The 11,522-nt window shown below is 70.8% G+C and carries 11 protein-coding genes; 4 read left to right on the plus strand and 7 right to left on the minus strand.

The window, feature by feature from the left end; genetic code table 11:
• Positions 1-19 precede the first annotated feature (19 nt).
• Positions 20-1,495: a sigma-54 dependent transcriptional regulator gene (locus tag ASD35_RS06680; RefSeq protein ID WP_056874622.1), complete on the minus strand. Its 1,476-nt coding sequence runs from the start codon at positions 1,493-1,495 to the stop codon at positions 20-22.
• 166 nt (positions 1,496-1,661) lie between these two features.
• Between ASD35_RS06680 and ASD35_RS06685 the strand changes: the two genes are divergently transcribed.
• On the plus strand, positions 1,662-1,913 hold the full coding sequence (locus ASD35_RS06685) for a hypothetical protein (protein WP_157275409.1): 252 nt from the start codon (positions 1,662-1,664) through the stop codon (positions 1,911-1,913).
• 88 nt (positions 1,914-2,001) lie between these two features.
• Positions 2,002-2,166, plus strand: coding sequence for a hypothetical protein (locus ASD35_RS27035; protein ID WP_157275410.1), 165 nt, complete (start codon positions 2,002-2,004; stop codon positions 2,164-2,166).
• 12 nt (positions 2,167-2,178) lie between these two features.
• Here ASD35_RS27035 and ASD35_RS06690 read toward each other — a convergent pair whose 3' ends face one another.
• Positions 2,179-2,385, minus strand: coding sequence for a hypothetical protein (locus ASD35_RS06690; RefSeq protein WP_056874092.1), 207 nt, complete (start codon positions 2,383-2,385; stop codon positions 2,179-2,181).
• A gap of 138 nt (positions 2,386-2,523) precedes the next feature.
• Between ASD35_RS06690 and ASD35_RS06695 the strand changes: the two genes are divergently transcribed.
• Together ASD35_RS06695 and ASD35_RS06700 are read left to right on the plus strand one after the other, a co-directional pair.
• On the plus strand, positions 2,524-3,948 hold the full coding sequence (locus ASD35_RS06695) for a phosphatidylserine/phosphatidylglycerophosphate/cardiolipin synthase family protein (RefSeq protein ID WP_056874093.1): 1,425 nt from the start codon (positions 2,524-2,526) through the stop codon (positions 3,946-3,948).
• Positions 3,949-4,014: 66 nt separating this feature from the next.
• Positions 4,015-4,515 carry a hypothetical protein gene (locus tag ASD35_RS06700; protein ID WP_157275411.1) on the plus strand — a complete coding sequence of 167 codons (501 nt, stop codon included), beginning with the start codon at positions 4,015-4,017 and terminating at the stop codon, positions 4,513-4,515.
• Between the two features lie 560 nt (positions 4,516-5,075).
• On the opposite strand, the gene ASD35_RS06705 is transcribed toward ASD35_RS06700, so the two are convergent.
• The 5 genes from ASD35_RS06705 to ASD35_RS06725 all read right to left on the minus strand — a co-directional run bounded on the left by ASD35_RS06705 (position 5,076) and on the right by ASD35_RS06725 (position 11,379).
• Entirely contained in the window at positions 5,076-6,134 is a 1,059-nt protein-coding gene (locus tag ASD35_RS06705) for an aldose epimerase family protein (RefSeq protein WP_056874095.1), read from the minus strand.
• A complete protein-coding gene (locus tag ASD35_RS06710; RefSeq protein WP_056874096.1) occupies positions 6,134-7,111 on the minus strand; it encodes an SMP-30/gluconolactonase/LRE family protein in 978 nt (325 codons plus the stop codon). Before ASD35_RS06710 ends, ASD35_RS06705 begins: the two co-directional genes overlap by 1 nt.
• Positions 7,108-7,953 (minus strand): NAD(P)-dependent oxidoreductase, encoded by an 846-nt coding sequence (locus tag ASD35_RS06715; RefSeq protein WP_056874623.1) that lies wholly within the window; start codon positions 7,951-7,953, stop codon positions 7,108-7,110. Before ASD35_RS06715 ends, ASD35_RS06710 begins: the two co-directional genes overlap by 4 nt.
• A 110-nt stretch (positions 7,954-8,063) precedes the next feature.
• Entirely contained in the window at positions 8,064-9,128 is a 1,065-nt protein-coding gene (locus ASD35_RS06720) for a LacI family DNA-binding transcriptional regulator (protein ID WP_235538256.1), read from the minus strand.
• Between the two features lie 109 nt (positions 9,129-9,237).
• Positions 9,238-11,379, minus strand: coding sequence for an alpha-glucuronidase family glycosyl hydrolase (locus ASD35_RS06725; RefSeq protein ID WP_056874098.1), 2,142 nt, complete (start codon positions 11,377-11,379; stop codon positions 9,238-9,240).
• Positions 11,380-11,522: the final 143 nt, after the last annotated feature.

Here is an 11,522-nt window from a genome sequence, read left to right on the forward strand (position 1 = left end):
CGCCCGCGCCGCTCCGATCTCACTCGCCGCCGCGCTGCGGCGGGCGGTCCGGCACGGTGGCGCCTTCGGCGGCGTATTCCTTCAGCCGGTTGTAGAGCGTCTTGAGGCTGATGCCGAGGGCGGCCGCCGTGCGCTCCTTGTGGTGGTTGAAATGACGGAGCGTGGCCAGCATGAGGGCACGCTCGGCCTGGGCGACGCTGGAGCCGATGGGCAGCGTGATGCTGGGCACGCCCTCCGCCACGACCGGTATGTCGGCCGCCGATGTGGCCGGGGCATGCACCGGCGTCGCCGTCTCGTGCGCGCCGCTGAGGGTGCCCCAGCCGGACATGCCGCCCGCATCACCGCTGCTGGGCAGCCAGGTCTCGTCGATGACGTCGCCCTGCGCCATCACGTAGGCACGCTGCACGGCATTGCGCAGCTCGCGCACGTTGCCCGGCCAGGGGTACTCCACCAGCGCCGCGATCGCCGCCGGCGTGAAACGACGCACCTCGCCCTCCTGCTCGCAGATGGCAGCCAGGAAGTGGTTGGCCAGCAGCGGGATGTCGGCCGCGCGGTCGCGCAGCGGCGGCAGGTCGATGGGGAAGATGTTGAGGCGGTACAGCAGGTCCTCGCGCAGCTTGCCGCTGGACACCGCCTGATAGGGCTGGCGGTTGGTGGCCGCGATGATGCGCACGTCGGTCTCCTGGCTGACCGTGCTGCCCACGCGCATGAAGCGCCCGGTCTCCAGCACGCGCAGCAGCTTGACCTGCAGCTCCAGCGGCATCTCGGTGATCTCGTCCAGGAACAGCGTGCCGCCGCTGGCGCGCTCGAAGAAGCCCTGGTGCTGGCGGTCGGCGCCGGTGAAGCTGCCCTTCTCGTGGCCGAAGATCTCGCTCTCGATCAGGTTGGGGCTGATGGCGCCGCAGTTGACGGCCAGGAAGGGCCGCTTGCGGCGGCGGCTGAGGTCATGCACCGTCTGCGCGACGACCTCCTTGCCGGTGCCCGACTCGCCCGTGATGAACACCGACACGCTGGTGCCGGCCACGCGCGAGATCTGCTCGTAGATGCGCTGCATCGGCGCGCTGCGGCCCCACAGGTGGCCGAAATGGCCGGACTGCGCGAGGTTGGCCGTCAGGTCCTGCACCTCGGCCTGCAGCGCGGCGGGCTTCATGATGCGCGACAGCACGCCCTGCAGCTGTGTCAGGTTGACGGGCTTGATCAGGTAGTCGGCCGCGCCCAGGCGCAGCGCCTGGATCGAGGTTTCGAGGTTGGCATGGCCCGTGCAAAGCACGACCTCCGAATTGGCGACCAGCTTGGGGTCGGCCAGCAGTTCCATGCCGTTGCCGTCCGGCAGCCGCAGGTCCAGCAGCAGGATGTCCGGCTGCTGCAGCGAGATCTGGCGGCGCGCATCTCGCAAGTTGTGGGCCACCGCCACCGTGAACTGTTCGCCCGCGATCAGGGCGCGCAGCGACGCGGCCGAGTCCGGGTCATCGTCCACCACCAAGGCATGCGGCATCGCGCTCGTTTCCTTCTGAAGTTGTTTGAACGCCTCGACCGAGGCGGCCATGAATTTTCAACACATTCGAGCGTGGGCAGAAAAACATTTGTGACGGCCTAGGGGGGTGGCACGGGCACGCCCATTGCCAGCACGCCGTATCGCCGCTCCGCACGATCAGGCCCTTATGTCGTCCCTTTTTACCGGGTTGCAAGACCGCGAAGACGCCGATGCGGCGCTGTTGCATCTGGCCTGTGTCGTGGCGCTGGGCGGCCTGCTGACGCTGGCGTGGCGCTCCTGCCATGCTCGCCACCAGCACCGCCGCACGTCGCGCTCGGCCCGGCCGCCAGCGCCGGTGGACCGCTGGGAAGGCGAAGGCGGCAGGCCGCTGCCGCCCGAGCACGAAGCCAGCTCCGCGGCCACCGCCAAGCCGGCCTGAAGGCGGCGCCGGCAACATTTACCGCAAATCCGGCCAGGGCCGAGGCGTTGCCCCGCTTGGCGGACCCTGTTCACCGAAAGGCGCCCTCATGAATGCAACGCAGATCCCTCCCCCAGCGTCCGTGCCGGGGTCCCACCCCGATGACGATTCGGTCGCAGGCGAGGAAGACCCGGGCGCGAGCCTGGACGACCAGCCCGAATCCACGCCGGTGCCCGGCACGCCGCAGGCACCGGTCCCGCCGGTGCCGCGCTGAGGCCGGCTCGCCTTACTGGCTGGCCGGCGATGCCGGCCAGGCCGGGCTGGCTGGCAGGTCTGCGGCCGGCGGCGGTGTGGTCGTCGGGGTCGTGGTGGCCGGTGGAGGGGTCACCGTCACTGACACGTCAGGTGTCGGCTGGCGGCGTTCGCAGCCGACCAGGCTCAGGGCGAACATGGCGCCCAGCAGTGCAGCGGCGCCTCGGCAGAACTTGTGCATGGTGGATCCCGTTGAAAGGTTGAACAAAGGTTCAACGGACTTGACGGCAAGCCCCGTGCCCAGGCGGCTGGCCCCTGGGGGCACGCGCCTTGCCTTGACCGGCGGAGCGACGGATTCACCGGCGCCTGCAAAGCCTTCATGAAGCAATCTCGCGGCTGGCGCCGTATCGGCCTGGTGTGGACCTTGGCTGCGCTCTGGGCGCTGGTCGGTGCGGCCGCCTGCGGCAATCTGCTGGAACGCGACCGCCAGGTGCGGCCATTGCCGCCGCAGCAAACAGCCGACCGCATCACGATGGTGGACCGCGACGGCCCGGTGCCCGCGTCCGCCGAGGCGCGCGAGCTGGCCCGGGTGCGCGCCGAGGGCAGCAGCGCATTGTTCGAACGCCACCTGGGCGTGCTCGCGGGGAAGGGCGACGCCCAGCTGCTGCGCGGCAACACCGCCAAGCTGCTCATCGATGGCCCGCAGACCTTCGCGGCCATGAAGGCCGCCGTCGCCGCGGCCCGCCATCGCATCCTCGTCGAGTTCTACATCGTCGAGGACGACGGCGTCGCGGCCGAGTTCGCCGACTTGCTGATACGCAAGGCCGCCGAGGGCGTCAACGTGGCGTTGATGTACGACAGCGTCGGTTCACTGGGCACGGAGAAGGCCTTCTTCGAGCGGCTGCGCGCGGGCGGCGTCGCGGTCTGCGCCTTCAACCCGATCAACCCGCTGGAGCGGCCGGGCCACTGGGGCCTGCTGCAACGCAACCACCGCAAGATGCTGGCGGCCGACAGCGACGTCGCCTTCACCGGCGGCATCAACCTGAGCAACGTCTACGCCAAGGGCTCCTTCGGCAGCGGCCGCGGCCGGCCGCCGGCCGAGGACGCCGACCGCGAGGGCTGGCGCGACACCCAGGTCGAGCTGCGCGGGCCGGTCGTCGGCGCGCTGGCGGCCGTGTTCCGCGAATCCTGGGCCCGCCAGGGCTGCGAGGGCACGCTGCCGCCGGCACCGCCGCCGCGCGTCGCGATGCCCGGCCAGCGCGTCGTCAAGCTGGTGGCCGGCGACCCCGAGCAAGGCATCAACCCGACCTACACCGCGCTGCTGCGCGCCATCGACGCCGCCCAGCGCAGCGTGCAGCTGACCATGGCCTATTTCGCCCCGGGCCCCGAACTGATCCAGGCCTTGTGCGACGCCGCGCGGCGCGGTGTCGCGGTCTCGCTGGTGCTGCCTGGCCGCAGCGACGTGAAGATGGTGCTGCACGCGGCGCGCTCGCGCTATGCCCAGCTGCTGGAGGCCGGCGTGCAGGTGCACGAGATGTCGCACGTCGTCATGCATGCCAAGACGGCCGTGATCGATGGCGTCTTCTCCAGCGTGGGCTCCAGCAACCTCGACTGGCGCAGCATCGTCGGCAACAACGAGATCGACGTCATCGTGCTCGGTGACGACTTCGGCGAGCAGATGCAGCAGCTCTTCGCTCGCGACGTGACGGCCTCCAAGCCCATCCTGGCCGAACAGTGGGCGCGCCGCGGCCTCGGCCAGCGGCTGCTCGAGGGTTTCGCGCGCATCGTGGAGCCGTTGCTTTGACGGCCCCTGGCGCGTCGTTTGCCCAAGCAGGCTACTTCGACTCATTCGCTACCAAGGAGCGATGCCATGGAACCTGAAGGTCTTCTCGCGCGCACTGCAAGCCACGACGAACAACCCCCATTGATGGGCGGCATGCCGGCCAACTGGGACAACAGGATCTCAGCAGTGCCGACGCCGGGCGACGATGCCCAGGCCGCCGCTGAGTCCGCCAGGGCACGCCGCCCCGGTGGCAGCAAGATGGGGCGGCTGATGTGGCGCAGCCGCACGCGCACCGCCGGCATCCGCTTCGAATGGGCCATGCGCTCGTGCGGGCCGGTGCTGCGCGTCGTCGCGACCTGGACCGATCAGCAGGGCCAGCCGCACCACACCTCCTACTCGGTGCAGTGCAACGGCCTCGAGGGCGCCCTCGACCGTGCCATCGCCTCGCGCATCTCCTGTGGTGCGCCGATGCCGGATCGCGAGGACTTGCTGCAGCGACTGCGGCAGGAGTTCGCCACCGCCCCGCACTTTGCGAACGGCGCTGCGACGGCGCCATCGTCGACGGGCTTGATGGCCCAGGCGGCCTGACTGCCCGCACGCCGACGCGGCCGCGGCGCAACCGCGCGCCGCGTCTCAGAGCCAGTTGATGAGGCGCTTCAACCAGCGCGGCAGCGGGCGGGCGGGCGTGTAGTTCTGGCGGTATTGGCTCGGCATCGGAGAGGTCCTGTTCTTGGGCTGTCGATTTATACAGCATAGCTGTTGATGCATACAGCCTCTTCGCCCACCACCTCCGGAGTTCGCTCGCAAGAAAATGGTAGCGAGCACATAACGCCGTCTTCGCAGCATCTACAGCAGCCCTTCAAGCTTGGGGCCATCTCGTCAGCCCCTTGGCAGACTGGAAGGTAACGCTCACAATCGCGGCAAGACCTGTGTCTCTGGTCGGACGCCACCCCCTGGTAGCGCGTCCTGTCTCTTACGGCGGCCTGCGCGAGCGGACCGCCGTTTTTTTATGTCCGGTCGATGGCGCCGTACCGCACGCGGGCACCCGCATTGCGCGTGGCGGACCGCCCGGTAAGGGATGCAGCAATCCCTGGCTAAGGGGCGCGCGCTCGCGCGGCCCGCCATCGCGCGCCTCACGACGCGTCGCGTCAGCCGGCGATAACGGTGCCGAACCGATGCAGCGTCGCCGAGCGGAACACCTCGCCCGGCCGCAGCACGGTGCTGGGCCAGTCCGGCGCGGCGGGGCGGTTGGGCGAGTCGGGGCTGTGCTGGGTCTCCAGACAGACACCCGCGCCGCGCGTGTACAGCCGCCCGCCGGGACTGGCGAGCGAGCCGTCCATCCAGGTGCCGGCATAGAACTGGATCGCCGGCTCGGTCGTCAGCACCTCCATGCAGCGGCCGGAGGCAGGGTCGCGCAGGCGGGCCGCCGGCTGCAGGCCACCGCCCGGCGGCGCATCGAGCAACCAGTTGTGGTCGTAGCCTACGTCCATGCCGATGATGCGTTCACGGCGGAAATCGAACGGCGTGCCCTCGACGGCGCGGTGGGCGATGGGGATGCCGGTCGCATCGACCTCGGTGTAGCGGCTGGCATGCAGCGTCAGGCGCTGGCCCAGCGCCGGGCCGGACTCGGCGCCCGCCAGGTTGAAGTAGGCGTGCGAGGTCGGGTTGATGACGGTCGCGCGGTCGCAGGTCGCCTCGTAGTCGATGCGCCAGCTCATGTCGGCGCCCAGCGTGTAGCGCACCTGCAGGCGCAGCTCGCCCGGGAAGCCCTGGTCGCCATCGGAGCTGGTGAGGTCCAGCAGCAGGCTGACCGCATCGTCGGTCGGCGGCTGCGGCGTGGCCCGCCACAGCCGGCTGTGGAAGCCGCCCGGGCCGCCATGCAGGCAGTGCCCGCCGTCATTGGCGGGCAGCGGGTGGCGCACGCCGTCCAGCTCGAAGCTGGCGCCCGCGATGCGGTTGGCATAGCGCCCGGCGATGACGCCGAGGTAGCTGCCGGCACCGCTCAGATAGGCGTCCAGGTCAGCCAGACTCAGCACGACGTTGTCGCTGCGGCCGGCCGCGTCGGGCAGCCACAGGCCGGTGACGATGCCGCCCCAGTCCAGCGCCGTCAGCACCAGGCCGCGGCCGTTGTCCAGGCGGTACTCGCGCACCTGGCGGCCGTCGGGCAGGCGGCCGTAGTCGCGCACGGTGATGCCGGGCGCGGGCATCAGCGCACCAGCCCGCGTGCGTTGACGTACAGCGCGTACAGCGAATGGCTGCTGGCCATGAAGAGCCGGTTGCCCTTGGCGCCGCCGAAGCAGACGTTGGCGCAGCGCTCGGGCAGGTGGATGTGGGCCAAGGGCTCACCGTCGGCGCTGTAGACGCGCACGCCGTCGAGCTGCGCCGCATCGGCCCCGGGCTGGCCATCGCTGCCGAAGCCGCACCAGATCCGGCCCCGCGTGTCGAGGGCGATGCCGTCGAAGGCGCCATGGCCCTCGGCGTCGATGAGCAGGCGCTTGTCGCTCACGGTGGCGCCCTCGACGGCGTAGGACCAGATCAGCCGGTGCGGGTGCGCGCGGCTCTCGACCACCAGCAGCCGGCCCTCGGGGGTGAAGGCCAGGCCGTTGGGCGCGGCCAGGTCGTCGATGGCGCGTTGCAGCGCGCCGGTGCCGGGGTCGATGCGGTAGACGCCGTGCGGCTGCTCGCGCGCGGCGGGCGCGCCTTCCCAGTCGCCGGAGATGCCGAACTCGGGGTCGGTGAACCAGATGCCGCCGTCGGGCGCGCAGGTGATGTCGTTGGGCGAGTTCAGCGGCTTGCCGTCGAAGCGGTCGGCCAGCACGGTGAGGCGGCCGTCGAGCTCGGTGCGTGTGATGCGTCGGCCCAGGTGCTCGCAGCTGATGAGCCGGCCTTGCGGGTCGCGCGCATGGCCGTTGGCATTGCCGGCCGGCTGGCGGAACACGCTGACGGCGCCGCTGCAGTCGTCCCAGCGCAGGATGCGGTCGTTGGGGATGTCGGACACCAGCAGGTAGCGGCCGTCGCCGAACCACACCGGGCCCTCGGCCCACTGCAGGCCGGTGGCGAGCTGCTCGACGCAGGCCGAGAACAGGCGCAGCTCGCGACCCTGGGGCGCGAGGATCTCGAAGGCCGTGTCGGGCAGGCGGGAGGCGGGCTGGAAGGGAATGCGAGGGCCTTGCTCGTGGCTCATGCGCCCTCCCCGCCCGGCTGGCCCGCGAACGCGAACGGCCCCAGCACGACGAAGGCGCCGCCCTGGTAGCGCGCCTCGGGCCGGCTCGGGTCGATGTGCGGCTGCTTAGCCTCGACGGCGGCGCGCCAGGGCTCGGAGCTGTCCTGCGGGCGGTAGCCCACGTGCTTGCCCTGCGAGTTGTCCCACCAGGTGGTGCGGTTGTCGCTGGCGCCGTAGACGATGCTGTGGCCCACCACGGGCGCGCTCAAGGCGGCGACGAGCAGGCGCTCCATGTCGTCATGGCTGATCCAGCTCGACAGGTGGCGGCGGTCCTGCGGCTCGGGCAGGCAGGAGCCGATGCGGATGCTGACGGTCTCCAGGCCGTGGCGGTCGAAGTAGAACTGCGCGAGGTTCTCGCCGAAGGCCTTGGACAGGCCGTAGTAGCTGTCGGGCCGGGGCACGACGTGGGCCGGGATGGTCTCGCCCTGGCCGTAGAAGCCTGTCACGTGGTTGGAGCTGGCGAAGACGATGCGCCGGGTGCCGCGGCGGCGCGCGGCTTCGTAGAGGTTGTAGGCGCCCACGATGTTGGCCGGCAGCACGGTGCCGAAGGGCTTCTCGATGGACACGCCGCCGAAATGCAGCACCGCGTCCACGCCTTCGAGCAGCGCGTACATCGCCGCCTCGTCCTCCAGCGGCGCGACGACCACTTCCTCGCCCTCGCCGGCCGGGTCCATCGCGGCCAGGTCGGAGACGCGCAGCGTCTCGCAGTAGCGCTTCATGCGCGGGCGCAGCATGCGGCCCAGGGTGCCGGCGGCGCCGGTCAACAGCAGGCGCTTGAAGCGCAGTCCGGTCAGTTGTTCCATGTCGTTGTCCATCGTGATCACGGTATTCGTCGTCGGCCGAGCGCTGGAACGTCCGGAGCCGGCCGGCGGGCGATGTGCGCCCATGCCGGCGCGGCGCGACCAGGGGCTGCTCACCGCCGCATCGGCGGTCTCAGGCGCGGCGCGGCGTCGGACTGGCGACGCACGACCTTGAAATCCCGCAGCTCGTGCTCGCACGGCAAGGGCTCGCCGGCACGCCGCGCGCGGATGTGGCGCACCAGCAGGTCGACCGCGGCGCCGGCCATCTCCATGATGGGCTGGCGCACGGTGGTGAGTTCGGGCCAGATGGTGGTGGCCAGCGGCGCATCGTCGAAGCCGACGACGGTCAGGTCGCTGGGCACGTCCAGGCCCATGCGGTGGGCGATGGCGACCGTCGCCGCAGCCATGTCGTCGTTGCTGGCGAAGATGGCCGTCGGCCGCTGCTCCTGCGACAGCAGGAACTCCGCCGCGTCGAGGCCCGAACGGTAGGTGAACATGCCCTGGGCGACGACCTCTTCCTCGGCGATGTTCAGGCCCGCGTCGGTCATCGCGGCATGGAAGCCCGCCAGGCGCCGCGAGCTGCTGCTCTGGTAGGGGTCGCCGATGATGAAGCCCAGGCGGTGGTGGCCCAGGTTCAGCAGGTGCTGGGTCATCACGTAGGCGGCCTGGAAGTCGTCGATGCCGACGGCGCAGACCGATTCGGACGGCTTGCCGCTGGACACGGCGACGGCGGGCGTGTCGGTCTCGGCGACGAGCTTGAGCAGCGGCTGCGAATCGCAGAACGGCGGCGGCAGGATGAGGCCGTCGATGCCGTTGGCGATCATCTCGGCGACGGGCTTCTCCTCGCCGTCGCGGGCGGCATCGCAGCGCTGCACGATGAGCTGCACGTGGCTCAGGCTGCTCTTGTTCAGCAGGCCGATCAGGAACTCGTTGAGGTAGCCGGCCGTCGGGTCGATGTAGAGCATGCCGATGCGGATGGGCTCCGAGCCGGCCAGCCGGCGCGCGGCCTGGTTGGGCAGGTAGTTCAGCTGCGCGATGGCCGCCTGCACCTTCTCGCGCGTGCCCGGCCTCACGTTGAGCTCGCCATTGACGACACGTGACACCGTCATCGGCGACACCCCGGCAAGACTGGCCACATCGGCGATGGTGGCCACCTTGGTGCTACGCCCCTGGCGCACGTTTGGCTTCAATCTGCACCTCGAGAGTTCATTGTTCTGGCACCCGCGCGGTCAGCGCACGGACGAAGCTGCGATTTTGTATCAACGACATGGCGGGCCGTCCTGGAGCTCAGCCGCCGCGGCCGGGCGCGAACGGGAAGCGCATGGCCTTGTACGCCTCCAGCGGCTGCGCCGGGGGCCGCACGCCCGGCGGCAGCGGCAGGCCGGAGACCGCTTGGAAATAGGCGATGCAAGCATCGCGCCACCAGCGGGCCTCGCCCTCCTGCACGGCCAGGTAGGCCGCCACCTCGGCATGGCGGGCGGCGTCGATGTCGGGCTCGAGCGCCGCCCAGCGACGGCGCATGTCGGCCACCGTCGCCACGCCGCGGTCATAGCGGGCGACCAGCTCGGCCCACAGCGTGCGCCCCGACGGCATGGCGTGATCCCACGGCAGATGGTGGAACCACAGCAGCAGCTCCGGCGGCGTGGTTCGGGGGTCGCCGAAGCGTCGCGCGACGGATGGCGCGTACTGGGCGACGGCGTTGCTGCCCGTGGCGCTGCGGTCGAAGCCGATGCCATCCCGCCCGGCGCGGTGGAAGTAGACCGGGTTCCAGTCGGCCCGCTCCAGGTTGTCGACCCAGGGCGCCGGGCCATGGTGGTGGCCGGTGCCCATCAGGTGATGCAGGCCGAGCGGCGTCATGTAGTCGACCACGGCCTCGCGCGAGGCCAGCATCAGGCGGGCGATGGCGTCGCGCGCGGCGGGCCGGGCCGTGAAGGTCTGTGCCACCCAGTCGCGCGCGACGGCGGCGGCGGGCAGGTCGGGGTCCCAGGCCAGGCGGCCGAAGGCGTACCAGTTGGCCTGGTCGAACTGCGAGCCGCTCCAGTTGCGGTCGGTGCCGATGTTGGCCACGCCGGCGATGGCCGTCAGCCTGTGGCCGTGCAGGCGGCCGTCGACGACGCGGGCCACCGTGCCGCCGTGGCCGGTGTCGGCTTGCAGGACCTCCTCGAACAGCGGGCCGAGGTGCACGAGGTGGGTCGAGAAGCCGAGGTACTCCTTGGTGATCTGCAACTCCAGCGCCAGCGGCGTCTTCGGCATCGCGCCGAACAGCGGGTGGAAGGGCTCGCGCGGCTGGAAGTCGATGGGGCCGTTCTTGACCTGCACGATGACGTTGGGCGCGAACTTGCCGTCCAGCGGCTGGAACTCGGCAAACGCCTGGGCGGCGCGGTCCTTGGCATCGGGCGCGTAGACGAAGGCCCGCCACATGACGACGCCGCCATGCGGCGCCAGGGCCTCGGCCAGCATGTTGGCGCCGTCGGCATGGTGGCGGCCATAGTCCTGCGGGCCCGGCTGGCCTTCGGAATTGGCCTTGACGAGGAAGCCGCCGAAGTCGGGGATGCGCTCGTAGATCTCCGCCGCCTTGGCCCGCCACCAGGCGCGCACGGCCGGGTCCAGCGGGTCGGCCGTCTTCAGGCCGCCCAGTTCGACCGGCGCCGAGAAGCGCGCCGACAGGTAGACCCGGATGCCGTAGGGCCGGAACACATCCGCCAGCGCGGCGGCCTTGGCGAGGAAGGGCGCGGTCAGCGACTCGGCCTTGGCGTTGACGTTGTTCAGCACCGTGCCATTGATGCCCAGCGACGCGTTGGCGCGCGCGTAGTCCACATAGCGCGGGTCCAGCAGGTCGGGCAGCTTCCACCAGTCCCAGATCGAGGCACCGGCATAGCCGCGCTCCACGCTGCGGTCCAGGTTGTCCCAGTGGTTGAGCAGGCGCAGGCCGACCTTGGGCACCGAGCGCTGCTCCAGCCGGGACAGGTCGGCACCGGTCTGCGCCGCGCGCAGCCAGGCAAAGCTGCCGTAGAGCAGGCCCGCCTCGCTGTTGGCGGCGATCAGGGTGACCGGGCGTCCCTGCAGCCGCGTGCTGCGCAGCAGCCAGCCTTCGCGGCCCAGTTCGTCCCAGCGCAGCTCGACACCGGGCGGCGCGCTGCCGGGTGTGGCCAGCACCAGGGCGCCTTGGGCGATGCGTGTCGCCAGCACCGGCTCGCGCCCGGCCATGGCCGTGATGCCGCGCTGCAGCTCGGCCACCGCCGCCCGCAGCGTCGGCGAGCCCGGTTGCGCCGGGACCACGATGCTGCGGGCGCCGGCCTGCAGTTGCACCATGGCCTGGCCCTGCAGCGGCCGGTAGCGCAGCCACAGCTCATGGCCGTCCTCGGCCGCCGCCCAGGCGGGTAGCAATACCAGCCACAGCGCCCACAGCCATTTGCCCATCGTCCTCATTCCGTCTCCTCTTCGCCCGCAAGGTATGCGAAACCCTGGCTTGCGCGACACCAAATGGTAGCGCTACATTTCCATCTGACAATACGCATCCGGCGGCACCACCGATGCCCCATTCTCCAGGAGACAAGTCTTGAACAAGCACG

The organism is Pelomonas sp. Root1444 (assembly GCF_001426885.1).
GTDB lineage: Bacteria > Pseudomonadota > Gammaproteobacteria > Burkholderiales > Burkholderiaceae_C > Pelomonas.

Coding starts and splice junctions, on each gene's coding strand:
- ASD35_RS06680 (WP_056874622.1), bottom strand. CDS start 1,495: ATGCCGCATGCCTTGGTGGTGGACGATGACCCGGACTCGGCCGCGTCG.
- ASD35_RS06685 (WP_157275409.1), top strand. CDS start 1,662: ATGTCGTCCCTTTTTACCGGGTTGCAAGACCGCGAAGACGCCGATGCG.
- ASD35_RS27035 (WP_157275410.1), top strand. CDS start 2,002: ATGAATGCAACGCAGATCCCTCCCCCAGCGTCCGTGCCGGGGTCCCAC.
- ASD35_RS06690 (WP_056874092.1), bottom strand. CDS start 2,385: ATGCACAAGTTCTGCCGAGGCGCCGCTGCACTGCTGGGCGCCATGTTC.
- ASD35_RS06695 (WP_056874093.1), top strand. CDS start 2,524: ATGAAGCAATCTCGCGGCTGGCGCCGTATCGGCCTGGTGTGGACCTTG.
- ASD35_RS06700 (WP_157275411.1), top strand. CDS start 4,015: ATGGAACCTGAAGGTCTTCTCGCGCGCACTGCAAGCCACGACGAACAA.
- ASD35_RS06705 (WP_056874095.1), bottom strand. CDS start 6,134: ATGCCCGCGCCCGGCATCACCGTGCGCGACTACGGCCGCCTGCCCGAC.
- ASD35_RS06710 (WP_056874096.1), bottom strand. CDS start 7,111: ATGAGCCACGAGCAAGGCCCTCGCATTCCCTTCCAGCCCGCCTCCCGC.
- ASD35_RS06715 (WP_056874623.1), bottom strand. CDS start 7,953: ATGGAACAACTGACCGGACTGCGCTTCAAGCGCCTGCTGTTGACCGGC.
- ASD35_RS06725 (WP_056874098.1), bottom strand. CDS start 11,379: ATGAGGACGATGGGCAAATGGCTGTGGGCGCTGTGGCTGGTATTGCTA.